We start from the raw sequence: 23,937 nt of genomic DNA, 5'->3' as shown, positions 1-23,937 counted from the left end.
TTCAATCGTTGTGCGCCGCCGCCAGATGGCCGGCGATCGCGCGAGCTACCGGTCGCGACTCCAGATGGAGTCGACCGACATTCACTTCGGGTCCGGCGAGCACGGTCAGCGAGGTGCGCCCGGCGGCGTAGATCACCACCTGCCCCTCGGTGCCGTGCACGACGACCTCGCTGAACCCGCCGCCGTGCGCGGTGTTCGCCAGCCGGTACGACAGCGACAACTGCGCGGCCGACAGCGCGGCCAGGCCCGCGGGTTCGAGATGGGCGGGGAGGTCGTGTTCGATGAGCAGCCCGTCGCTGGAGGCCACCAGCGACCCGGTGAGCTGAGGTAGCCGTTCGCGCAACGACTGCAGTTCGGCCTGCACAGCCGGGTAGTTCTGGGGCGCTGTGTGTTCGGGCGCCCTGGGTTCGGGTGTGGTCATCGCCACCTTGGTCAACCTTCCCCTCCAATCACCGAGCAGCTTCTTCCGCACGGTCACGCAAGCTCCTCCAACGCCGCCCTGAGCCGGATGAGTGTTTCGCGGTCGACCTGCTGCCAGCGTTCGGGTTCCGCTGCGCCGGCCGGTTTTCCGCGGTGTCGGGCGGTCGCGGTCGCTTCCTCGTCGATCGCGTGCCTGCCCTGTCGTGCACCCGTCTCCTGCTGGGGGCGGGTCGGTCCCGCGCTGCCCGGAACGCGTCGGGGCAGCGTGGGCACGGATGTTGTCGACCGAGTCGAGCTCCGGTGGTCGGCCGGGTCCGGTGCGAGGGCGAGGTGGCGCCCGCGCGGTGGTTGTTCGGTCGCGACGGGTTCCGGCGCTTCGATCAGGCCCGCTGTGGTCAGGTCGCGGACCGCGACGAGGCAGCCGTAGGTGGTGCGGCCCAGATCGCGGGCGATGTCGGCGATGCTGCGGCGGGTGTCGGCGGCGGCGAGAACCTCTGCCTGACTTCCGGTGAGTACCACCTGGTTCCGCTTGATCCGGCGGGCCGGGACCACCGGAACCAGGGTGACGAGGTCGGCGGTCCACGGGCCGTACTCGTTGTCGGTGCGGCGTTCGCATTCGTGAACAAGCGCGCGGGGCGCGATGTGGCAGACCGGCGCCAGCCAGTGTTCGGTGGTCGGACGGAATTCCGGCTCACCCGCGGAGGCCAGCAAAAAATAGGCGGCGTCGAACACCGACAGCAGCGCCAGGGTTTCCAGTTGTGGCTGGTCCAGCAGCGGACCCGGGTCGCCCGCACCGGCGCGACGCCAATCCTCCGCCGTTGCTACGCCCGCTTCGACGACCAATCTGTCGAGTCCGATGGTCCGCCCGCAGCCGACCGAGGCGATAGTGCCGCGCACCAAATGGAATTCGCCGTCGCCTGCGCGCAATACTCCGGTCGAGCCTTCTTCGCCGAGCCGATGCAATTCATCGGCGAGCGCGACACTCATCGATCCCCGCCCGTCAATTCTTGCAGTGCCGACCTGAGCTGATAGCGGGCCATCCCGAGATTGCCGGTGTCGCCGTCGAAGACGACATGCATGAACAACCTGCCGTCGAAATCGCCGTCGACCAGGTGGAGGAGGTGAAATCCCCTGGTCCGGCACACCACGATCTCGGTGAGGTCGTCGTCGGAGCTCCCCAGGGCCGGACACGCGAGCGCGGCTCGCACCACATCGGTGGTCCCCGCCGCGTCCTCGTGCTCGTCGACGCCTCGGCGCTCGCCTGCACCGGCCACGGCCAACCCGCTCGCCCCGTCCACCAGCGTCACACTGCGCGCCCCGGGAATATCCATGATGCGTTTCAGACACCCATCAAGAGAATTCACCGAGCCCCCGAACCGTCATCGACTATTGATCGAGACGAGACGTTATACCCCTCCGCTATTCCTCGCATCTTGAACGCCGGAAAATTGCTGCCGCACAATATGTTTGCTGATGGTTGCTGGAAAACCGCTCGGTATCAATACTTTTGAGTAACTTCGGCGGCCATTCGCTGCGAGCAGCTATAACCGGTGATCACTCGCCTGTTCCACTCGCCAGCGATCATCGCGTAAACATCGATAATTGCGTCTTCGCAGACCTCGCCGAACCCGACGCACAGCGGTCCCCCACCGATGTGCTCGGAGTGTGCGATCAGCCGGCGGCGCGGCGGTACCAGGTTTCCGCTTCGCGGTGGGCGCCTTGGGATTCCAGCAGGGCGGCGAGGTTGGCCATGGCCCGCGGGTGGCCGAGATCGGCCGCGCGACGGAAGCAGCGGCGGGCCTCGGTGATGGCGCCGCGGTGGCGCAGCAGGATGCCGAGATTGTTCACGGCGTCGATGTCGCCGTGGTCGGCGGCCTCGCCGAACCAGGCTTCGGCGTCGTCGAGGCGGTCCTGATCCTGGAGGAGTCGCGCGAGATTGAACATGGCGTCGACATGGCCCGCCATCGCGGCGTGGTGGTACCAGGTTTCGGCGTCCCGGCGGTCACCGCACTGGTAGAGCATGGTGGCCAGATTGAACATGGCGTTGGCATTGCCGGCGACCGCCGCACGGCGGTACCAGGACTCGGCCTCGTCGAGTTCACCGAACTGGTCGAGCAACACGGCCAGGTTGTTCATCGAGCGCGTGTGCCCCGCGGCAGCGGCGCGCCGGAACCAGTACTCGGCGGCTTCGAAATCGCTGTGGTCGTGGTAGAAGTGGGCAAGATTGTGCATGGCGGTACCGTCACCACGCTCTGCGGCGCGGCGAAGGTTCGCCAACGCTTCCGGCGGCAACGGCACAGCTCCCCCTCGGATCTCCCGTACACCTCGACACGGAAAGTCTATGTGCTGCAGGGAAGATCAGCCACGTCGTTCGCTCGCCTACCGAACCCCTTGCGCCCCTTCCCCGTTCACCCCCCTACGCACATTCCCCGCAAACCCGCAGGTATCCGGCAAGGCGTCCGGATTCGGCGGGACACCTGCCGCGTGTGGGGGGAATGACAAAAAAAGACGCCCGCGGGCTCGAAAGCCTGCGGGCGCCTTACTGGTTGCGCGGCTAGCGCTGGGCGACAGCCGTCGGGGGGATCGGCGCAGGCAGCGCGGTCTCGCCCTCGAGGAACTTGTCGACGGCCGACGCGGCGGCGCGGCCCTCGGCGATGGCCCAGACGATCAGCGACTGGCCACGGCCCATGTCACCGGCCACGAAGACGCCGGGGATGTTGGTAGCCCAGCTCTTGTCGCGCTGGACATTGCCGCGACCGTCGTAGCCGACACCGAGATCGGTGAGCAGGCCCGGCTTCTGGGGACCGACGAAGCCCATGGCCAGCAGGACCAGGTCGGCTTCGAGGGTGAAGTCGGTGCCCTCGACCTTTTCGAAACGGCCGTTGACCATCTTGACCTCGTGCGCATCGAGACCGGTGACCTTGCCGTCCGCGCCGACGAAACGCTCGGTGTTCACCGAGAACAGACGTTCGCCGCCCTCTTCGTGCGCCGAGGCGACCCGGTACATCAGCGGGTAGGTCGGCCACGGGGTCGAGCCCGCGCGCTCCTCGGGAGGACGCGGCATGATCTCGAACTGGTGCACCGACTCGGCGCCGTGACGGTGCGAGGTGCCCAGGCAGTCGGCGCCGGTGTCGCCACCGCCGATGATGATGACCTTCTTGCCCTTGGCGTGGATCGGCGGCAGGCCGTCGGAGTCGGCGATGTCGTCACCGAGCTGCACCCGGTTGGACAGCGGCAGGAACTCCATCGCCTGGTGGATGCCGTCGAGCTCGCGGCCCGGGATCGGCAGATCGCGGGCGATGGTGGCGCCACCGGCCAGCACGATCGCGTCGAAACGCTCACGCAGCTGCTCGGCGGTGATGTCGACACCCACGTTGACGCCCGCCTTGAAGATGGTGCCTTCGGCTTCCATCTGGGCCAGACGACGGTCGATGACCGACTTCTCCATCTTGAATTCCGGGATGCCGTAGCGCATCAGGCCGCCGATGCGGTCGTCACGCTCGAACACGGTCACGGTGTGACCGGCGCGAGTGAGCTGCTGGGCGGCGGCCAGACCGGCCGGGCCCGAGCCGACGACGGCGATCTTCTTGCCGGTGAGACGGGTCGGGTACACCGGGGTGACCCAGCCCTCGTCGAAGGCGTTCTCGATGAGCTCGACCTCGACCTGCTTGATCGTGACCGGCTCCTGGTTGATGCCGAGCACGCAGGACGCCTCACACGGAGCCGGGCACAGGCGGCCGGTGAACTCCGGGAAGTTGTTGGTGGCGTGCAGGCGGTCGATGCCTTCGCGCCACGCGCCCTTGTAGACCAGGTCGTTCCATTCGGGAATCAGGTTCCCGAGCGGACAGCCGTTGTGACAGAAGGGGATACCGCAGTCCATGCAGCGGCTGGCCTGGGTCTTCAAGGTGTCCTGGGAGAACTTCTTCTCCTCGTAGACCTCTTTCCAGTCGAGCAGACGCAGCTCGACCGGACGACGGGCCGGGGTTTCCCTCGAGGTGTGCTTCAAAAATCCCTGTGGGTCAGCCACGAGCCGCCTCCATGATCGCGGTATCCACGTCCTTGCCGGCCTTCTCGGCTTCGGAAATGGCGAGTAGAACCTTCTTGTATTCGCGGGGCATGACCTTCACGAAGTGGTTCACCTGCTGGGACCAGTCGCTCAGGATGCGTTCGGCCACAGCCGATCCCGTTTCGTCGCGGTGGGTCGCGATGATGTCGCGCAGCCAGGTGAAATCGTCACCGGAGAGCTGCTCGATCGCGTCGACCTGATCCGGGTTGACCCGGCCGGGCAGCTTGCCCTCGGGGTCGTAGAAGTAGGCGACACCACCGGACATACCGGCACCGAGGTTGCGGCCGGTGTCACCGAGGATGACCACGCGGCCACCGGTCATGTACTCGAGCGCGTGGTCGCCCACACCCTCGACGACCGCGGTGGCACCGGAGTTACGCACGCCGAAGCGCTCGCCCGCGACACCGTTGATCAGGATGCGACCGCTGGTGGCGCCGAACATGATCACGTTGCCCGCGATGATGTTGTCTTCGGCGACAAAGGCTTCCGGAGCAGAAGCCGACGGGCGGACCACGATGCGGCCACCCGACAGACCCTTGCCGACGTAGTCGTTGGCGTCACCGAAGACCCGCAGCGTGATGCCGGCCGGGACGAACGCGCCGAAGCTGTTGCCCGCCGAACCGGTGAAGGTGATGTCGATGGTGTCGTCGGGCAGGCCCGCGCCACCGTAGAGCTTGGTCACCTCGTGGCCGAGCATGGTGCCGACCGTGCGGTTCACGTTGGTGATCTTGGTTTCGATCTTGACCGCCTGGCCACGCTCGAGCGCGGGAGCGCTCTGCGCGATCAGCTCGTTGTCCAGCGCCTTGTCCAGACCGTGGTCCTGGGTGCCGGTGCACCGGGTGTTCTGGTTCATGAACGCCGTCTCCGGCATGTCCAGGATCGGCGACAGGTCCAGCTTGGCGGCCTTGTAGTGCTGCTTGGCCTTGGCGGTGTCGAGCAGGTCGACCCGGCCGACGGCCTCGTCGAGGGTGCGGAAGCCCAGCTCGGCGAGCAGCTCACGCACCTCCTCGGCGATGAACATCATGAAGTTCTCGACGAATTCCGGCTTGCCGGTGAAGCGCTCGCGCAGCACCGGGTTCTGGGTGGCGATGCCGACCGGACAGGTGTCGAGGTGACACACGCGCATCATGACGCAACCCGAGACCACCAGGGGCGCGGTCGCGAAACCGAACTCCTCGGCGCCGAGCAGGGCGGCGATCATCACGTCGCGGCCGGTCTTCATCTGACCGTCGACCTGAACGACGATGCGGTCACGCAGGCCGTTGAGCAGCAGGGTCTGCTGGGTCTCGGCCAGGCCGAGCTCCCAGGGTCCACCCGCGTGCTTGAGCGAGGTCAGCGGCGACGCGCCGGTGCCGCCGTCGTGGCCCGAGATGAGCACGACGTCGGCGTGTGCCTTGGACACACCGGTGGCGACGGTGCCGACACCCGGCTCCGCGACAAGTTTCACGTGAATCCGAGCCTGCGGGTTCGCGTTCTTCAGATCGTGGATCAGCTGCGCCAGATCCTCGATCGAGTAGATGTCGTGGTGCGGCGGCGGCGAGATCAGGCCGACGCCCGGCGTGGAGTGGCGCACCTCGGCGACCCACGGGTACACCTTGTGCGCGGGCAGCTGGCCGCCCTCGCCCGGCTTGGCGCCCTGGGCCATCTTGATCTGGATGTCGGTGGCGTTGGTCAGGTAGTGCGCGGTGACACCGAAGCGACCCGACGCGACCTGCTTGATCGCCGAACGACGCCAGTCGCCGTTCTCCTCGACCTCGAAGCGAGCGGGGCTCTCGCCGCCCTCACCGGAGTTCGAGCGAGCGCCGATGCGGTTCATTGCGATGGCGAGCGACTCGTGCGCCTCGGCGGAGATGGAGCCGTAGCTCATCGCACCGGTCGAGAAGCGCTTCACGATCTCGCTCGCGGGCTCGACCTCGTCGATGGAGATCGACGCGCGCTGGTTCGACTTGAACTTGAACAGACCACGCAGCGCCGCCAAGCGCTCGGACTGATCGTCGACCAGCTTGGTGTACTCCTTGAAGATCGAGTACTGGCCGGTGCGGGTCGCGTGCTGGAGCTTGAACACCGTGTCCGGGTTGAACAGGTGGTACTCGCCCTCACGGCGCCACTGGTACTCGCCACCGACCTCGAGCTCGCGATGCGCGCGCTCGTTGCGGTTCTCCAGGAACGCGACGCGGTGGCGGATGGCCACCTCTTCGGCGATCTCGTCGAGACCGATGCCGCCCAGCGCGGAGCGCAGGCCGGTGAAGTACTCGTCGACCAGGTCCTGGGCCAGGCCGATGACCTGGTACAGCTGGGCGCCGTTGTAGGAGGCCAGGGTGGAGATGCCCATCTTCGACATCACCTTGAGCACGCCGTTGCTGGCCGCGGTGCAGTAGTTCGCGACGGCCTTGCGGAAGTCGGCGGCCAGGTCGCCGGTGCTGCCCGGAATCTGCAGCGAGCCGCGCTCGAGCATGTCCTCGATGGTCTCGAAGGCCATGTACGGGTTGATCGCGGCGGCGCCGAAACCGATCAGCAGGGCCATGTGGTGCACCTCGCGGGCGTCACCGGCCTCCACGACCAGGCCGACCATGGTGCGGGTCCGCTCGCGCACCAGGTGGTGGTGCACCGACGAGGTGAGCAGCAGCGACGGGATCGGCGCCAGCTTCTCGTTGGACTCACGGTCGGACAGCACGATGATGCGCGCGCCGCCGTCGATAGCGGCCGAGACCTGGGTGTTGATGGCCGCGAGCGCCTTGCGCAGACCCTCGCCGCCCTCGGCGACCGGGTACAGACCGCGCACGACCACCGAGCGCAGGCCCGGCTGGCTGCCGTCGTCGTTGATGTGGACGAGCTTGGCCAGCTCGTCGTTGTCGAGAATGGGCTGTTCGAGCGCGATCATGCGACAGGAGTCGGGACCCGGATGCAGCAGATCGGCCTCGGGGCCGAGGTTGCGCTTGAGGCTGGTGACGACCTTCTCGCGGATGGCGTCCAGCGGCGGGTTGGTGACCTGCGCGAACAGCTGCGAGAAGTAGTCGAACAGCAGACGCGAACGGTTCGACAGCACCGCGATCGGGGTGTCGGTACCCATCGAGCCCAGTGCCTCGCCGCCGGTCTTGGCCATCGGCGTGATCAGCAGGTTCAGGTCCTCGGTGGTGTAACCGAAGATCTGCTGACGGATCAGCACGCGGTCGTGCGACATGTGCACGTGCGGGCGGTCGGGCAGGTCGGCCAGGCGGCTGACGCCCTCGTCGAGCCACTGCTGGTACGGCTGCGCCGCGGCCAGCTCCGACTTGACCTCTTCGTCGGTGACGATGCGGCCCTGCTCGGTGTCGACCAGGAACATCTTGCCCGGCTGCAGGCGGATCTTCTGGACCACGGTGGCGGGGTCGATGTCGAGCACGCCGACCTCGGAGGCGAGCACGACGAGGCCGTCCTCGGTGACCCAGATGCGACCCGGGCGCAGACCGTTGCGGTCGAGCACGGCGCCGATCTTGGTGCCGTCGGAGAAGCACACCGCTGCCGGGCCGTCCCACGGCTCCATCAGCATCGAGTGGTACTCGTAGAACGCGCGCCGGTCGGGGTCGAGGTTCTCGTTACGCTCCCACGCCTCGGGAATCATCATCATGATGGCGTGGTGCAGTTCGCGACCGCCCAGGTGCAGCAGTTCGAGCACCTCGTCGAAACGCGCGGTGTCGGAGGCGCCGGGGGTGCAGACGGGGAAGATCTTCTGCAGCCGGTCCTTGCCCGCTTCGTCCTTGCCGAACACGTCGCTGCGCAGCAGCGCCTCACGGGCGCGCATCCAGTTCTCGTTACCGGTGACGGTGTTGATCTCACCGTTGTGGGCGACCCGGCGGAACGGGTGCGCCAGCGGCCACGAGGGGAAGGTGTTGGTGGAGAAGCGCGAGTGCACGATGCCGATGGCCGACTCGACGCGCTCGTCCTGCAGGTCCAGGTAGAACGCACGCAGCTGGGGCGTGGTGAACATGCCCTTGTAGATGAAGGTCTGGCCGGACAGGCTCGGGAAGTACACCGATTCCTTGCCGACGGTGCCCTCGCCGGGGCCTGCCTTGCCGAGCTCGTGCTCGATCCGCTTGCGGATCACGTAGGCGCGACGCTCCAGGTCCATGCCCGAGAGCTGCTCGGCGGAGTTCTTCGGCGAGCCGATGAAGATCTGCCGGAAGGTGGGCATGGCATCGCGGGCCAGCGCGCCGAGCGAGGTCTCGTCGATCGGCACCTCGCGCCAGCCGAGCACGGCCAGGCCCTCTTCGGTGACGATCTTCTCGACGCCGTAGGCGGCCCGCGCGGCTTCGCGGCGGGCCTGCGGCAGGAAGGCGATACCGGAGGCGTAGGAGCCTTCCGGGGGCAACTCGAAAGCGGCGCCTTCTTCGGCGAGGATCGCACGGAAGAACTTGTCCGGGAGCTGCAGCAGGACGCCCGCGCCGTCGCCGGAGTTCGGCTCGGCACCCGCAGCACCGCGGTGCTCCAGGTTCAGGAGGGCCGTGATGGCCTTGTCGACGATGTCTCGACTGCGTCGTCCATGCATGTCGGCAACGAACGCGACGCCGCAGGCGTCGTGTTCGAATGCCGGATCGTAGAGCCCGGTGACTCCGGGTGACCTGTGGCCAGGAAGTTGCGTCATGCCTCTGCCTTCAAGAAAGTCGGCTGTCGATGTCGGCCACCCAGCAAGCTGAGCGTGGGCCCTTCGTCGTTTCGCCTCCGTCAAGACTGCGTCCGTACGATCCGAAACCAGCGACGGTGGTGGTTTGCGGCGTTGACGTAGTTGGGGTGCTCAGAGGTAACGGGATGCTTACTTCTCCCTTACCTCTGCGCGGGGTTTCACCCGCTACTCTTGGCCCGGTTTCACCGGACCTCGAACAGGTGGTTGTGCCGAACTGGGTGCGTTCGGCGTAAGAGCAAACGATAAGTCAGACCGCAGACCCAACCAACTAAGGTTGTGCTAAGTAACCCGTCTAGCTGGGGTTTGTAACGGCTGCTTGCATCGTCGCGCGCGTCGTCCAGTGTAAAGCAGACCGGGGACCGGATCGATCCCGGACAACCCCCGCCTACCTGCGTGAACACTGTCGACGAGCAGACTCGGTTCCACCGTCGGCCGGGGGCCGAAAGCTGAACTCACCTGCACCGCAGCAGATTTCCCTGCAGATGCCCTGGTCAAACCTCCCACCTCCGCTAACCAGGGGTGGGGACTGTGAGATATTCCCGACACGGGCCCCCACAAGCGCTCCAGTCAGCCGACCGTACGGTCTGTATTGCGAAATGTGCGCCACAGCACACTGCTGGCAAACTTCTGGCAGTGTCGTTCGACACAAATCGGGCACAGACGGCGGTGCGGCCCGGCTCGCCGCGCGCGACACGCCGAGGTCGGCACAGAAATGTTTCGGTCAGCGCGATGAGTGGACCCATCCACTGTGAGGCTGACCACAAGCAGTACCTCGGCACTCGGTGTGTCGGTGTCCGGCCTGTCACGCTGACACAACGAATCCATGCCAGTTTCGCCTTATCTACCAGTTTCGCCATGCCCAGTGGAGCGCACGACCCGGGGAGAACTCATGACCGGCTTACTCACCTGGCTCGGCGGAGGCCTCGCCTCGCCACGGCGCCGGGACCACGAATCGGGCGCCGACCTGGCTTTCAGCCATGAACAGGGCCGTTATCTCGTCACCGGTGCCGCCGTGACGTTGTTCGCCGTGATCGCCGGTCTCGTCGCGATGTCCGCACTGCTCGCCGCCGACGCTGCCGTGCTCGTCGCGGTGCTGTTCGCGCTGGTCATCGCCGTCGCCGCGGGAGCGCTCGGCCGGGCACTGGCGACCGCGCGGCCCGGTGCGGACGACGATCGGTTCGGAATCGCGGCCCGGATCGGGGTCGGGGTGCTGGCCGGGGTCTTCGTGGCCGAACTCGCCGCCACCGTGCTGCTCGGCGGGACCGTCGACCGGGAACTGGATGTGCGCGCCCAGGCGAGTGCCGAGAACGCGCCTGCCGTGGTCGCCGCCCGCACCTCGTTCGACCTCGCCACCGCCGACCGGGCCGCGCTCGATCTGAGTATCGCCAAGTCGCAGGCCGACATCGACCGCGCGCTGGTGATCGCCCGCTGCGAGTACAACCCCACCGCGGAATGCCCGCGGACCAGAATCACCGGGGTACCGGGTCGCGGTCCGGAAACGCAGACCGCCAACGACATGCTCGACGACGCCCGCAAACAGCTCGCCACGGCGCAGGGCCGCATCGAGGGCCTCGACCAGCGGGTTCGCACCGAGTCCGCCGCGCTCGCCACCGCGCGGACCAGCGCGTTCGCCGACGGCGACCGTGGCTTGGGCGCCCGCTGGCTGGCCATGAACAGCTACACCGCGTCACACGCGGGCGCCGCCGCGCTGCGCCTGCTCATCCTGCTCGCGGGCATCGTCGTGGCCCTGCTGCCGCTGCTGCTGCGCTGGTGGCGCGGGGAAACCTCGCTCGACCGCCGGGTCGACGCCGCGGAGGTGGCCGATCGGGCCCAGCGTGAGGCCGACGCCGCCATCGCGGTGAAACGCGCCGAAGTACGCACCGAGACGGCCGCCTTGCGCGCCGAACACGAGCTCACCGCCGCGCAACTGGCCATCGAAGCCGATACCGTGATCGATCGAGAACGTCAGCGCACCAGGATCATCGCCGCGATCGGCGGTTTCGAGCTCGGGTTCACCGAGCCGCATCGAAAGGACGACTCCGTGTCTCTGGAGCCGAACGTCACATCGCAGCTGCCCGCGGGGTACGTCCAGCACGCGCTGCCCGCCGGCACCGCCGGGGCTCTCGTCCCCGCCCACCAGACGCCCACGCAGCAGCCGCCCGCGCAAGCACCGGCCGGCGGTGGCGGATTGGAGTTGCCGATCATCGGGACGGTGCCGTTCACCGACACCGCCGCCCGCTGGATCCGTCCGCTGGTACCGGCTTTCGTGGCCAATGCCTTCGACTCGGCCACCCACCCGATGCGGACCGCGCGGCAGGCGTTCGAAGAGGTCGAAGAGGTGACGTTCACGCTGCGCCGCACGCGCAAGGTCACTGTCGACACGCAGGATTCCGCGCAGCAACAGCAGGTCCCCGCCGGATATCAGTTGCAGGGTCAGCCCGCGCAGGGTTTCCTGCCGCCCGGCGCCTACCCGCAGCAGCAGTACCAGCAGCCGTACCAGCCGTACGCCCAGCAGATCGCCTCGAACGTGGTCGACGCGCCGTCGAGCCGCTTCCATCCGGACCCGCGTCAGTACCCCTCGGCGCCGAACTACACCGCGCTGCCCGCCGGTCAGGGCAACGGCCTGCCCGAGGCGGACAGCCACGGCGAGCTCGCCGGCGGAAACGCCAACGAGCTGCCCGGCAACCGGCGTCAGCTGCCGCCCGCCCGCTGATCCCACGGGGTGGCCGACAACCTCGGCCACCCCGGCTCAGCCGCGCGTGGTCTTCGTCCGCACCGCGCTGTAGGCCGCGAACAACAGCACCGCGACGATGCCGAGCACCGTCAGATGGATGCCGCTGACGAACGCCTGGTTCGCCGACGACAGGAACTCCGCCGCCACCGCGGCGGGCAGCTCACCGGCCACCTCGACGGCACCGCTGAGCGAGCCCGACGCGGCCGCCACGGCGTCATCCGGCAGCAAGGACACGTCCAGACCACGCCGGAAGATCGCCATCACGGTGCTGCCGAGCAGGGCGACACCCAGGGCAAGACCCGTTTCGTAGGCGGTCTCCGAGATCGCCGCGGCCGCACCGGCGCGTTCCTCCGGCGCCGATCCGACGACCAGGTCGGCGGCCACGGTCATGGCCACACCGGCACCCAGACCGATGCCGACGAAACCGAGCACGAACGCCTCGGCGCCGCTCACCGCGTCGACCGCGAGGAAGGCCGCCGCGCCGATCGCGGTGACGACCAGCGCACCGGCCAGCACCAGCGCCGCACGCCAGCGCCGCACGAGCCAGGCCGCCGCCAGCGAACCGAACACGCTCGCCGCGAGCCCCGGCAGCATCAGCAGACCCGCCTCCAAGGGCGTGCGGCCGAGCACCAGCTGCAGATACTGCGATCCGAAGAACAGCACGCCCGCCAGCGCGAACACCGCGAGCAGGTTGGTGAACACCGCCACCCGGAACCGCGGCAGTTCGAACAGCCGCAGGTCGAGCATCGGATCGGTCAGGCGACGCTGCCTGCGCACGAACAGCACGGCCGAGACCACACCGACCAGGCCGACCAGCAGCGCGCTCACCGCCGGACCGTGCGCGGCGGTTTCCTTCACCGCGTAGACCACCGGCACCAGCGCCAGCATCGACAGCAGCGCGCTCAGCGCGTCGAACCGGCCCGGGTTCGGGTCACGTGATTCGGGGATGAGCAGCGGGGCGAGGGCGAGCAGCACCAGCATCACCGGCAGGTTCACCAGGAACACCGAGCCCCACCAGAAGTGCTCGAGCAGCCAGCCGCCGACCAGCGGACCGGCCGCGGCGCCGCCACCAGCCATCGCACTCCACACACCGATCGCCACGGTGCGCTGACGCGGGTTCTGGAACATCGATCGGATCAGGCCGAGCGTGGCGGGCATCAGCGTGGCGCCCGCGACGCCCTGTAGGACGCGCGCGGCGATCAGCATCTCCGGCGACACCGCCCACGCGGCCAGCGCCGAGGCGATGCCGAAGCCGACCGCACCGATCAGCAGGAGCTTGCGCCTGCCGATCCGGTCGCCGAGATTGCCCATCACCACCAGCAGACCGGCGAGCACGAAGGAGTACACGTCGATGATCCAGAGCAGCTGTGGCGTGCTCGGGGCGAGGTCGGCGCTGATCGCGGGCACGGCCAGGTCCAGCACGGTCGCGTCCACGGCGAGCAGCAGCAGGGCCAGGGCGAGTACGCCGAGGCCCGCCCACTCACGCGGGGTGGCGCGCGTCGGGGTGAGTGCTGTGGGGGTGTTCATCGGTCTCTCGTCTTTCGGGTTGGTAAACCGTCCAGACGGTACAGTAACAAGAAAACCGTCCAGACGGTACAGTGATTGCCGTGAGCTCTGACACCCGCGATCGCATCCTCGACGCCCTGGAGACCCTGCTGCTCGAACGCGGCGCGGCACAGATGACCCTCGACAACGTCGCCGCCGCGGCGGGCGTGTCGAAGGGCGGGCTCCTCTACCACTTCAAGAGCAAGGACGCCCTGCTCGTCGGCCTGGTCCAGCGGCTCGGCGAGCGTGCCCGCACCCAACTCGACGACGCCAGATCGAGCGGGAGCTCCATCGCCGAGTGGTACCTGCAGACGCCCGACCCCACCGCGCAGGACGACGCTGTAGAACTCGCCCTGTACCGCTCACTGCTGGCGACCATGCGCACGATCGACGCGTCGGCGGGCAGCGAACCCGACGAGGTGCAGCGCGCGCTCGACGCGGTGATGGCGGCCTGGTCGGACAACCTCGAGACCGAGGTGGACGACCCCGTCCGCGCCGACACCATCCGACTGGTGGGCGATGGGGTCTACCTGCGCGCCCTGCTCGGTCTGCCGCAGATCGAACCCGCGCGCTACCGTGCCGTCGTCGACAACCTGCTCCAGGGTTGAGTGCACATTTGTACACCGAACGAAGCTGCGGACAACAGGCCGGTCGACAGACCGGTGGACGGTCACAAAACTAGGTGCGACCAGTTGGTATAGCCACCTGACCGAGGCAGTGACCTGCGCAACTCTGTGGCCGACACCGGGTTCACCGGTTTACAGTTCAGAAGTGATCAACCGCGATGGACCGGCGGGCGCGGCACGATCAGCGCCATGGGGCTCGCCGCTGCTCGGGCCAGTCGACGAGGCATCGAAGATCCGTCGAGTTCGGGTGCAGTTACTACTCACCGTCCCGCTGCTCATCGCCAATCTGATCGGCATCGCCATGGTGGTGGTGCTCGCGGGCTTCGTGCTGCCCGGTCCCACCGTGTTCACTCGGCAACTCCTGCTGGTCAACAGCGTGTTCACACCACTGTGCGCCGCGCTCGCGCTGGCGGGCGGCACCGTGTGGGGCACCGTGGCCGGGGTGCGCTCGATGGGCTGGGCCACCGATCCCGAGCACGTGCCGACGCCGGCCGAACAGCAGGTCACCGTGTCGGCGCCGCGCTGGATGGTGCTGCAGCAGGCCATCCTGTGGACGCTGACGTTGACCGTGCTCACCATCGTCTACGGGGTGCTCGAACCGGCGCTGATCCCCAAGGTCATCCTCTCCACCGGCGCCGCCGCGATCGTCGTGTGCGCCAACAGCTACCTGATCATCGAATTCGCGCTGCGCCCGGTGACCGCGCGCGTGCTGGCCGCCGACCCGCACCGCCGCCGTGGCATCGGCGTGTTCGGCCGGACCATGCTGTCGTGGTTCGTCGGGGTCGGCGTACCGGTGGCGCTCACGATGACGGTGGCGGTGTGGGCGCTGGCCGATCCCGCGGTAAGCAAGGCCAGGCTGGCGGTGTGCATGCTCAGCCTCGGCGGCTCCGCGCTGGTGTTCGGGTTGATCCTGATGGCCCAGGTCGTCGCGGCGACAGTGGCCCCGATCAAGGGGGTGCGCCAGGCGCTGCGGCGCGTGGAGAACGGCGACCTCGACGCCGAGATCGCCCTCTACGACGGCACCGAACTGGGCGAACTGCAGAGCGGCTTCAACACGATGGTGCACGGGCTACGCGAGCGGGCGATGATCGAGGACCTGTTCGGCAAGCATGTCGGCCACGATGTCGCGATGGCGGCGATCGCCTCCCAGCCGGTCCTCGGCGGCACCGAAACCGAGGCAGCGGCCCTGTTCATCGACATCATCGGCTCCACCACGATGGCGGCCACCCTGCCCGCACCCGAGATCGTCGGCATTCTCAACCGGTTCTTCGACATCGTCGTCGACGAGGTGGAACGGCACGGCGGGCTGCTCAACAAGTTCGAGGGCGACGCGGCGCTGGCGGTGTTCGGTACCCCCGCTCCGCTCGACGACCTGGCCGGATCGGCGCTGTCGTGCGGTCGGGCGATCCAGCGCCGATTGCGCGACGCCTCCGATCTCGACGCGGGTATCGGCGTCGCGGCGGGACGGGTGGTCGCGGGCAACGTCGGTACGCACAATCGGTACGAGTTCACGGTGATCGGTGACGCTGTGAACGAGGCCGCTCGGCTGTGTGAGCTGTCCAAGCAGCACGACGAACGGTTGCTCACGTCGGCGACCACGCTTGCCGCTGCGGCCGACTCAGAATCCGCGCAGTGGATTCTCGGTGAGACGGTCACGCTGCGTGGGCGTTTGAAGCCCACGCAGGTTGCGCTGCCGAGGGTATCGGCGTCGGTTGATGAGCGGTCAGCTGTCGGGCGCGGGTCCGCCGATGTTCGGTAGGAATTGCCAACCGTAAACCGGGCCAGGGGCGGGTGTACCTTGCTGTGTTTGTCGGAGCGCTGACGCGCTCGAGTCGGGGCCCTTCGGGCCCCCGATCTTCCCTCCCTCCGGGTACTCCTTCGTCGCACCCTCCGGTCAGTCCAGATCGGGGCGGGCCCCTCTCGGTAAGACATACCGGGCGGGGCGGACGGGATTGACTAGACTCGGCCCGTGCGTCCCGCCGATACGGTTGGCGTCGTGAGGGCGGGAGTCGATCCGGCACCGGTGCCTGCGCCGGGGCCGCCAACACCGCCGACGGTGCCGATCCGCCCCTTGCGTTTCCGCGAATTGCTCGATGAGCCGTTCGCCCTGATCCAGGCCCATATCCGGACCTTCGCGGTGCTCGGCGGCAGTGCGCTCGTGATCGGTGTGCTCGTCGCGCTCGGGGTGACCGGTCTGGTTTCCCACCTCACCGACGGCTCCGACGCGGGCACCGCGTGGGCGGCGATCCTGGCGACCGCGGCCTGCGTGTGGGTGGTTCGCCTGGTCCTGCGCGGCGCGACCGTCGCGATCGCGCTCGCCGACTTCCACGGGGTGCGCTACGGCGTGCTCGACGGGTTGCGGGCCGCGGGCAGGCAGGCGACGCCGCTGGTGCTCGCGCAGATCATGTTCACGCTCACCGGGATCGGGGTGCTGCTGCTCGGCAGCATTCTGGTGATCACCTATCCGCTCGCGCTGATCTGGCTTTCGTATGTCCGGGCGCGGCGGTTCGTCACCGAGCCGGCGATCGTGGCCGAGCACGCGGGTTTCGGTGTGGGCGTTGCCCGTTCGAAGGAGCTCGTGCAGGGTGCCGACTGGTCGACCGCGGGTCTGTGGCTCACCCAGCGGTGCATCTTCGCGGTCCTCGCGGTGCCCGCGTTCGGAATTCCGTTCTTCCTCTCCGACTTCTCCGGCACTCATCGCTGGGCTTTCCTCACCCTGCTCGTCGGCGGGTTTCTGCTGGTGGTGACCGTGAGCGAGATCGTCGAGGCGACCAGCCGCGTGCTGTGCTACATCAGCCGGCGGTGTGTGCGCGAAGGCATGGACATTCGAATTCCCGGTGATCGCCGGTGACCGAGTTCCCTGACGGCGTCCCACCGCAGCCCCGTCTCGGCGCCGCCGCCGAACATCGCGCCGCCGCCGAGAACGCCGCGGGCCGCCGCGATTACGACCGCGCACTGCGCGAACGTTTCCGCGCCGTCCTGCGCGGACTCGAACAGGACGGCAGCTTGCCGGTGCGCCGCTCGCGCACCGCGCAGGAGACCGCCGACGACGCGACCACGGCATTGCCGCTGGAGCAGTCCACCGAATTGCATCCGGCGGCACGGAGTTTCGACGAGGTCGTCTACGGCGGACGTAGCGCCACCGAGGACGAGTACCGTCGGCTCGAATACGCCGACCGGTACTCCCAGTCCGCACCACCTCCCGTTCTCGATCCGCTCGAGGTCGAGGTGGTCGAGCGAGAACCCAAGCAGCGCAGGAAGCTTCCACCCCTGCCCCCTATCCTGCGCAGCCCCCGCTTCTGGGCGGTGCTCGCGGCGGGACTCGCCATCGCCCTGCTGGTCTACGCCACCATGCAGTCGTGCGGCGCCCCCAACGCACCCCACCCGCCCGATCTGCCCAACCCACCCGACCCGCCCGAGCCACCTCCTGATGACAACGACCTCGATTTCGGCAGCGGCAAGGACTCGATCTTCACCCGCCTGCCCGGCTGGCTGGCGTTCGGCGGCTTGCAGTTCCTGCTCGCCTTCGTGGCGCTGATCTGGTGGCGGGCCCGCAGGCGTGGTGCGCTGGTCGGCGAGCCGCGCCCGGTCGAGGTACCGGCGAACGAGCTGCTCGCGGGGCAGGCGGGCCTGTATCGCCGCTCCGGCGACGTGGCCCATGTGGCCCATGTCCTGCGCGCGGCGACGCTGCGCCGGATCACACCGCGGCTGGGCGGCGAACTCACCGGCGATCAACTCGTCGAAGCCGTGTCCAGCCGTCTCGGCGTACCCGGTCGGCAGATCGGCACCGTCCTGTTCGGCGAGGTGCCGGACGAGACAACCCTCCATTACATGGCCGCACACCTCGAATGGATCGAGACGGAGCTCGGATGACAAATATTTCCAAGGACGCAGTGCTGCTCGAGACGCCGAGCGCGCAGGAGGCCGCGGCGGCACTGGCCGCACTGCGCACCGAGATCGGCAAGGCGGTGGTCGGCAACGACCAGGCCGTGCTGTACCTCGTGCTCGCCCTGCTGTGCCGCGGTCACGTGCTGCTCGAAGGTGTTCCCGGCGTGGCGAAGACGCTGCTGGTGCGCGCCCTGGCCACCTCGCTGGCGCTCGAGCACGCACGCGTGCAGTTCACCCCGGACCTGATGCCGGGCGATGTCACCGGATCCCAGATCTACGACCCGCATTCGGCCGAGTTCACCTTCCGCAAGGGTCCGGTCTTCACCAACCTGCTGCTGGCCGACGAGATCAACCGCACCCCACCGAAAACCCAGTCCTCGCTGCTGGAATCGATGGAGGAGCGCCAGGTTTCGGTGGACGGTCAGCCGCGTCCGCTGCCCGATCCGTTCGTGGTGGTCGCCACCCAGAACCCGATCGAGCAGGAGGGCACCTATCCCCTGCCCGAGGCGCAACTCGACCGGTTCCTGTTCAAGGTCGACATCCGGCTGCCCGACCGCGACGACGAGTTCCGCATCCTGCAACGCCACGCGAGCGGCTTCGATCCGCGCGACCTCGGCGCCGCCGGACTGCGCCCGGTGGCCGGACCCGAACACATCGCGGCCGCGCGCGCCGCGGTGGGCCAGGTGACCGTGAGCCCGGAGGTGCTGGCCTACATCGTCGATCTGTGCCGTGCCACCCGCTCCTCCCCCGCCGTCGCGCACGGCGCGTCCACCCGTGGCGCGACCGCGCTGCTGGCCGCCGCCCGCGCCTTCGCCTGGCTCAACGGCCGCGCGTACGTGACGCCCGACGACGTGAAAACCGTGGCGATGGCGGTACTTCGGCATCGCTTGCAGTTGCGGCCGGAGGCCGAGCTGGACGGGGTGAGCACCGAGGGCGTGCTCTCGTCGTTGCTGGTCTCGGTGCCGGTTCCGGTCTAGCGACGTGGTGGTCACAGGCCGGTTCGCGCTGCTCGCCACGGTCGCGGCGGCGGTGGTGATGTTCGTGGTGCCGACGTGGGCCGGCGTGCTCGGCGCCTGCGCGGTGCTGGTGGCGCTGCTGCTGACCGATATCGCGCTCACCGCGCGCGCGGATGCGCTGTCGCTGACCCGTGATCCGCTGACGGTGGTGCGGCTGGGACGCGGCACCGAGGTGGAGCTGGCGGTCACCAATACCGGCCCGGCCACGGTGCGGGGCCTGCTGTGGGACGCCTGGCCCGACAGCGCGCGTGCCGACATCCGCGAACACCAGCTGGATCTGGCCCCGCACACCCGAATCCGGCTGCGCACCAGCCTGACTCCCACTTATCGCGGTGATCGGGTCGCAGGTCCGGTGACGGTGCGGCTGCTCGGTCCGCTGGGTCTGGCGGGACGGCAGAGCCGGATCGACGTGCCTGCCAGGGTGCGCGCGCTGCCCGCGTTTCGCAGTGAGCGGCTGCTGCGTTCGAAGGTGAAGCGGCTGCATCATCTCGAGGGGCGCAATGTCGCCAATACGCGCGGGCAGGGCACCGAGTTCGATTCGTTCCGCGAGTACGTGGCGGGCGACGACGTGCGCAGCATCGACTGGCGGGCCACCGCGCGCGCGAACGACGTGCTGGTGCGGACGTGGCGGCCGGAACGCAACCGGCACATGCTGATGGTCCTCGATACCGGGCGGGCCGGCGCGGGCCGGGTCGGTGAGGGAACACGGCTCGACAGCGCGATCGAAGCGGCGCTGCTACTCGGTGGTCTGGCCGCCGCCGCGGGCGACACGGTCGACCTGCTGGCCTACGACCGCCGAGTCCGCGCGGAAGTGAGTGGCGTAGGCGGTAATCAGCTGCCTTTGAAACTTATGCACACCCTCGCCGGGGTTACTCCACAGCTGGTGGACACCGACACCGACGGGCTGGTACGCGCCGTGATCTCGCGGGTTCGACGGCGGGCATTGATCGTATGGTTCACCAGTCTCGACGGGCCGACCGTCACCGAGCACCTGTTGCCCGCGCTGCCGACGCTGACACGGCGTCATCGGGTGCTGATCGTCTCTGTGATCGATCCCGACATCGCGGCGGCGGCGAGTGACCGTTCGCAGGTCTACACGGCGGCCGCAGCCGAGACTGTGCTGGCCGAGCGTGCGCTCGTGCAGGAATCGCTGCGGCGGCGCGGGGTGGCCGTGGTGGCCGCGGCACCCGATCGACTGCCCGAGGCGCTGGCCGACGAATACCTCGAGCTCAAGCAGTCCGGCTCGCTGTGATCGGTGGCATCGCGAATTGTGCACAACCGCACGTGGTTGTGGATAACCGCAGTTTCCACCGGTACTCACAGTTCATCCACCGACTCACCAACAGATTCATCCACAGGTGGGTTTGTGCACAGGTGGGTTCCCGCGCAACCTGATTCGTACACAGGCGATTCATCCACAGGCTGTGGAGCTAGACCCGTGAAAGCTGCTGTCGCCGAGCGAGAATCGCGCCGAGCACGTGATAGGGCGGGTAGCCGACGGGCACCGGGCAGCGCAGTGCGGCGCACATGGCCTCGACGAGCTGCGTGCCCAGATAGTGCTGTGTGGGCGGCGTCAGCGTGGGCAGCCTGGTCAGATACCGCCGTGCTGCCGCGGCCAGTTCGTCGGAGATCCCGCTCGGATCCAGCTGCGCCGACCAGCCTGTCAACCAGGGCGGGGCGACCGCCAGCGACGGTACCGGCATGGTCTGGCGGGTGTGCACAACTACCGTCCCGGCGAGCACGTCACCCACTCGTCTGCCCTCGCGCGAACACAGCGACGTGACAACCGCGACCGCGCCGAACGCACCGAGCATCCAGAAATCCACAATCGCGCCCGCGAGGCCGCGGGTGAGCGCGTGCCGGAAGTCGATCGGCCCGGCGTCGGCGCGCACAACACGCAGGCCGAAGGCCAGCTTGCCCAGTGACCGGCCGCGCGAGACGGTTTCGCTGACCACCGGATAGGCGATCAGCACGGCCACCAGCGTGATGACCGCCGTCACCGAGAACCAGGCCGAGTCGGCATCGGTGGCCAACAGCACGAGCATCAGGACATATTCCAGCGTCGCGGCGAGGGCCAACTGGAGCATCAGGTCGAGCAGAAAAGCGCCCGCACGGCTGGGGATGCGCGCGATGGGGAGATCGAGCGCCACCGCTTCGCCGGTGGTGAATTCAGCCATGTGGCTAGCATTCCCGATATGGACACCGATGCCTACAGCTGGGCACGTCAACGGTCGTGGTATCGGCTCGATCAGCTGGTCCGCCAGCGCAAGCTGTCCGGCGCGGAGGCCGACGAGCTGGTCCGGTTGTACCGGTCCACGTCGCAGCAGCTGGCGAGATTGCAGGGGCACCACCCGGATCCGGAGCTCGTCGGCCGGCTGAGCGCGCTGCTGGCGCGGGCCCGTGGGCGGGTGCTGGCGGCGCGGTCGCAGCCGTGGCGCGAAGTCGGCCGGTTCTTCACCCGGCACTTTCCCGCGGCTGTGTACAGAGCTTGGCCGTGGTGGTTGGGGACAACTGCGATCTTCCTCGGCGTCGCGGGCGTGATCGGTGTGCTTGTGGATCGTTCGGCGGCGGCCCGCGATGCGCTGGGGATACCGGAGGGCGACCTGTCGGATGTCACCGGACCTGGGGGTTCGTTCGAGTCGTACTACTCCGCCCACCCCAACGAGGCCTTCGCCGCGAAGGTGTGGACACACAATTCGCTGGTATCGGCGATCGCGTTGTTCACCGGTGTCCTGATCCTCCCGGCTGTGTACGCACTGTTCATGAATGCGCTGAATCTGGGGATAACCGGTGGATTGATGGCCGAGGCGGGGCGACTGGATTCGTTCTTCGGCTTCATCCTGCCGCACGGCACGCTGGAGCTCACCGCGCTGTTCGTCGCGGGCGGGGTGGGGTTGAAGCTCGGGTGGACGCTGGTCGACCCAGGCCGGCGCAGCAGGGCGGCGGCGATGGCCAGGCAGGGGCGTGCGACCGCGACCGTGGCCCTCGGGCTGGTGTGCGTGCTGTTGGTATGCGGCCTGCTCGAGGGCTTCGTGACGCCGAGTCCGCTGCCTGCGCCCGTACGGATCGCACTGGGGTTCGCGGCCGAGGCGCTGTTCCTCTACTACGTCTTCGGGATCGGCAGGCGGGTGGCCGAGGAACAGGATGCCGCGGCGGTGGTGGTGCCGGTCGCGGCGGCGGATCCGGCCGATCGGTGGCTGATGACGCCGGTGAAGGCCGTTGACCGGGCGTGAGTTCGCAACTGTGCGTGCATTTGTGAGGCCGACAACTCCGAGCACACCGCGTCGGGACAGCACCGGACAATCGGCAGCTACAGAAGGTTAAGAGACGGTGACGAACTCCCCCATTTGAGTTCCGCTGGCCGCAGCGAGTCGGGCTCGAACTGCGGCCAGCGTTACCGTCAACTGTACACAATCGTTATGCCCACGCAACCCCCAACGCGCAGGTCCGGGGTAGGAATTGTGAACCTGCAAAGCCCTGTGGACGCACCGATTTTCACACCTCTAGCAAACTTCTGGCGCGCCCCTCACCGGGCAGTCGGCGGCACCGAGAATTCACCCCGAGCAAACCTTCGATAACGAATCACGCACCCTCGACGGGTCCCGCTCGCGAATGTCGGGCAAGGTTGCTTCGGATCACACTGAGGCCAAGACATAGCTGTCACCTGGGGTTTCGGCAACGGAATTACGGTTGCCGCCTACTTGAAACGTTAAAAGAAACCTCAGGTTTGTTAACTACGTTGCAAACGAGATGCGCGCCCAGCAATCACAGTGAAACACCGAATTCATCGCCTCAAACTGGACGAACGACTGGTTGCGAACGGTCCGCCGAACGGACAGAAATCGGCAGAAGAACATCCGGAATACAAGGTTGCACAGGCAGTGTGACCTTCGCCTCACCTGCGAGAATCGGGAGTATCCGACGGCGCGAGCGGGCATGTGCGCCTCGGCAGGGGCAGCAGCGATACCGGCAGGCCACGGTGGTCATCGGGCCGCCGAAACAGACGCGAGGTCGGGTTCAGCGCGCGAGAGGGGCTCAGCTGATTCGAACGACCTCGGTGACGTTGCCTGCCGCCCCGGGTGATGAGCGCGGCTCGCTGTAGCGGGTCCCCGGCGACCGTGCCCAGCAGCGGAGTCGAGGGGCGTACAGCGCCGGTCGAGGGGTCGACAACGGCAGAGTCGAATCCGTCGAGGGGGGTTGTCGCATCGGCCCCGATGCGCCGCCGGGTGCGGATGCCTGCGTCGACGACCAGCAGACCCCCGTTGCCGAGAGAGGCGGACCACCGCGCCGAGCAGGCCGCCCTCGGCCGACGGCGGCGCGAAAACGCCGCCTACGATGGCGAAATGACCGGGGTCAAAGATCGCCTGCTCACGACAATCGCCGGACAGCTCGGCAATCCGCACGGTGTGCTCGGTAAGGGCGTGGCGTTCGTCCTCAATCGCGGGAACAAGCGGGCCATCGCGGCGGCGGCCGATGCCGCGGCGCCGCCCACCGGAGCGACGGCTGCCGATATCGGCTTCGGCGGCGGGGTGGGACTGGAGTTGCTGCTGGCGCGCGTCGGTGCCGAGGGCACGGTGCACGGCATCGAGCCCTCCCCCGACATGCTCGCCCGTGCCCGTGGTCGTTTCGCGGTGGAGGTCGCGGAGGGCCGCCTCCTCCTCGCCGACGGCACGCTCACCGCGCTCCCACTGCCCGACGCGAGCCTGCACGCGGCGATCACCGTCAACACCATCTACTTCCTCGCCGATCTCCCGGCCGCCTGCACCGAACTCGCCCGCGTCCTGCGCCGGGGCGGCGTCGCGGTGATCGGCATCGGAGATCCCGACGCCATGGCCAGAATGCCCTTCACCCCTTATGGATTCACCTTGCGCCCGGTCGCCGATGTGGTGGCGGCGCTGAGTTCCGCGGGACTGACGGTGGAGCAGCGCACCTTGCCGAATCCGCCCATCCCCCACCACCTGCTGATCGCCCGCAAGGCGTGA

17 protein-coding genes are annotated in these 23,937 nt (G+C 68.1%); 9 read left to right on the top strand and 8 right to left on the bottom strand.

Features of this window, described 5'->3' with window-relative positions:
- Window position 1 precedes the first annotated feature (1 nt).
- The 6 genes from ACWFRF_RS11255 to gltB form a co-directional block, all read right to left on the bottom strand.
- Complete coding sequence (locus ACWFRF_RS11255; RefSeq protein ID WP_378989411.1) at window positions 2–478, bottom strand: roadblock/LC7 domain-containing protein; 477 nt, start codon at window positions 476–478, stop codon at window positions 2–4.
- On the bottom strand, window positions 475–1,407 hold the full coding sequence (locus ACWFRF_RS11250) for a hypothetical protein (RefSeq protein WP_378989410.1): 933 nt from the start codon (window positions 1,405–1,407) through the stop codon (window positions 475–477). Before ACWFRF_RS11250 ends, ACWFRF_RS11255 begins: the two co-directional genes overlap by 4 nt.
- Window positions 1,404–1,751 carry a hypothetical protein gene (locus ACWFRF_RS11245; RefSeq protein ID WP_452449791.1) on the bottom strand — a complete coding sequence of 116 codons (348 nt, stop codon included), beginning with the start codon at window positions 1,749–1,751 and terminating at the stop codon, window positions 1,404–1,406. Before ACWFRF_RS11245 ends, ACWFRF_RS11250 begins: the two co-directional genes overlap by 4 nt.
- A gap of 340 nt (window positions 1,752–2,091) precedes the next feature.
- On the bottom strand, window positions 2,092–2,652 hold the full coding sequence (locus ACWFRF_RS11240) for a tetratricopeptide repeat protein (RefSeq protein ID WP_452449790.1): 561 nt from the start codon (window positions 2,650–2,652) through the stop codon (window positions 2,092–2,094).
- A gap of 322 nt (window positions 2,653–2,974) precedes the next feature.
- Window positions 2,975–4,447: a glutamate synthase subunit beta gene (locus tag ACWFRF_RS11235; RefSeq protein ID WP_378989407.1), complete on the bottom strand. Its 1,473-nt coding sequence runs from the start codon at window positions 4,445–4,447 to the stop codon at window positions 2,975–2,977.
- Window positions 4,440–9,107, bottom strand: coding sequence for a glutamate synthase large subunit (gene gltB, locus ACWFRF_RS11230; protein WP_452449787.1), 4,668 nt, complete (start codon window positions 9,105–9,107; stop codon window positions 4,440–4,442). Before gltB ends, ACWFRF_RS11235 begins: the two co-directional genes overlap by 8 nt.
- Window positions 9,108–10,035: 928 nt before the next feature.
- Between gltB and ACWFRF_RS11225 the strand changes: the two genes are divergently transcribed.
- A complete protein-coding gene (locus ACWFRF_RS11225; protein WP_387446012.1) occupies window positions 10,036–11,859 on the top strand; it encodes a DUF4407 domain-containing protein in 1,824 nt (607 codons plus the stop codon).
- 36 nt (window positions 11,860–11,895) lie between these two features.
- On the opposite strand, the gene ACWFRF_RS11220 is transcribed toward ACWFRF_RS11225, so the two are convergent.
- A complete protein-coding gene (locus tag ACWFRF_RS11220; RefSeq protein ID WP_387446013.1) occupies window positions 11,896–13,407 on the bottom strand; it encodes an MFS transporter in 1,512 nt (503 codons plus the stop codon).
- Window positions 13,408–13,487: 80 nt separating this feature from the next.
- Here ACWFRF_RS11220 and ACWFRF_RS11215 point away from each other — a divergent pair, with 80 nt between their 5' ends.
- The 6 genes from ACWFRF_RS11215 to ACWFRF_RS11190 all read left to right on the top strand — a co-directional run bounded on the left by ACWFRF_RS11215 (window position 13,488) and on the right by ACWFRF_RS11190 (window position 20,207).
- Entirely contained in the window at window positions 13,488–14,033 is a 546-nt protein-coding gene (locus tag ACWFRF_RS11215; protein WP_379312228.1) for a TetR/AcrR family transcriptional regulator, read from the top strand.
- A gap of 163 nt (window positions 14,034–14,196) precedes the next feature.
- Window positions 14,197–15,810: an adenylate/guanylate cyclase domain-containing protein gene (locus ACWFRF_RS11210; protein ID WP_378989402.1), complete on the top strand. Its 1,614-nt coding sequence runs from the start codon at window positions 14,197–14,199 to the stop codon at window positions 15,808–15,810.
- A gap of 237 nt (window positions 15,811–16,047) precedes the next feature.
- A complete protein-coding gene (locus tag ACWFRF_RS11205) occupies window positions 16,048–16,902 on the top strand; it encodes a hypothetical protein (protein ID WP_452449785.1) in 855 nt (284 codons plus the stop codon).
- Window positions 16,899–17,924, top strand: a complete 1,026-nt coding sequence (locus ACWFRF_RS11200; protein WP_452449783.1) for a DUF4129 domain-containing protein — start codon at window positions 16,899–16,901, stop codon at window positions 17,922–17,924. Before ACWFRF_RS11205 ends, ACWFRF_RS11200 begins: the two co-directional genes overlap by 4 nt.
- A complete protein-coding gene (locus ACWFRF_RS11195; RefSeq protein WP_378634537.1) occupies window positions 17,921–18,916 on the top strand; it encodes an AAA family ATPase in 996 nt (331 codons plus the stop codon). Before ACWFRF_RS11200 ends, ACWFRF_RS11195 begins: the two co-directional genes overlap by 4 nt.
- A gap of 4 nt (window positions 18,917–18,920) precedes the next feature.
- Window positions 18,921–20,207: a DUF58 domain-containing protein gene (locus ACWFRF_RS11190; RefSeq protein ID WP_452449782.1), complete on the top strand. Its 1,287-nt coding sequence runs from the start codon at window positions 18,921–18,923 to the stop codon at window positions 20,205–20,207.
- Window positions 20,208–20,385: 178 nt separating this feature from the next.
- Here the strand turns inward: ACWFRF_RS11190 and ACWFRF_RS11185 are convergent, their stop codons facing one another.
- Window positions 20,386–21,132 carry an RDD family protein gene (locus ACWFRF_RS11185; protein WP_379312232.1) on the bottom strand — a complete coding sequence of 249 codons (747 nt, stop codon included), beginning with the start codon at window positions 21,130–21,132 and terminating at the stop codon, window positions 20,386–20,388.
- An 18-nt stretch (window positions 21,133–21,150) separates the two neighbouring features.
- On the opposite strand from ACWFRF_RS11185, the gene ACWFRF_RS11180 reads away from it, so the two are divergent.
- Window positions 21,151–22,188, top strand: a complete 1,038-nt coding sequence (locus ACWFRF_RS11180; protein WP_452449780.1) for a stage II sporulation protein M — start codon at window positions 21,151–21,153, stop codon at window positions 22,186–22,188.
- 1,110 nt (window positions 22,189–23,298) lie between these two features.
- Window positions 23,299–23,937, top strand: coding sequence for a class I SAM-dependent methyltransferase (locus ACWFRF_RS11175; protein WP_452449778.1), 639 nt, complete (start codon window positions 23,299–23,301; stop codon window positions 23,935–23,937).

The organism is Nocardia sp. NPDC055165, assembly GCF_053606985.1.
Note: the sequence above shows the minus strand (reverse complement) of the source record. Positions and strands in the feature narration are given on the sequence as shown.

Coding starts and splice junctions, on each gene's coding strand:
- ACWFRF_RS11245 (WP_452449791.1), bottom strand. CDS start 1,751: ATGGATATTCCCGGGGCGCGCAGTGTGACGCTGGTGGACGGGGCGAGC.
- ACWFRF_RS11180 (WP_452449780.1), top strand. CDS start 21,151: ATGGACACCGATGCCTACAGCTGGGCACGTCAACGGTCGTGGTATCGG.
- ACWFRF_RS11250 (WP_378989410.1), bottom strand. CDS start 1,407: ATGAGTGTCGCGCTCGCCGATGAATTGCATCGGCTCGGCGAAGAAGGC.
- ACWFRF_RS11240 (WP_452449790.1), bottom strand. CDS start 2,652: ATGCACAATCTTGCCCACTTCTACCACGACCACAGCGATTTCGAAGCC.
- ACWFRF_RS11195 (WP_378634537.1), top strand. CDS start 17,921: ATGACAAATATTTCCAAGGACGCAGTGCTGCTCGAGACGCCGAGCGCG.
- ACWFRF_RS11175 (WP_452449778.1), top strand. CDS start 23,299: ATGACCGGGGTCAAAGATCGCCTGCTCACGACAATCGCCGGACAGCTC.
- ACWFRF_RS11220 (WP_387446013.1), bottom strand. CDS start 13,407: ATGAACACCCCCACAGCACTCACCCCGACGCGCGCCACCCCGCGTGAG.
- gltB (WP_452449787.1), bottom strand. CDS start 9,107: ATGACGCAACTTCCTGGCCACAGGTCACCCGGAGTCACCGGGCTCTAC.
- ACWFRF_RS11225 (WP_387446012.1), top strand. CDS start 10,036: ATGACCGGCTTACTCACCTGGCTCGGCGGAGGCCTCGCCTCGCCACGG.
- ACWFRF_RS11185 (WP_379312232.1), bottom strand. CDS start 21,132: ATGGCTGAATTCACCACCGGCGAAGCGGTGGCGCTCGATCTCCCCATC.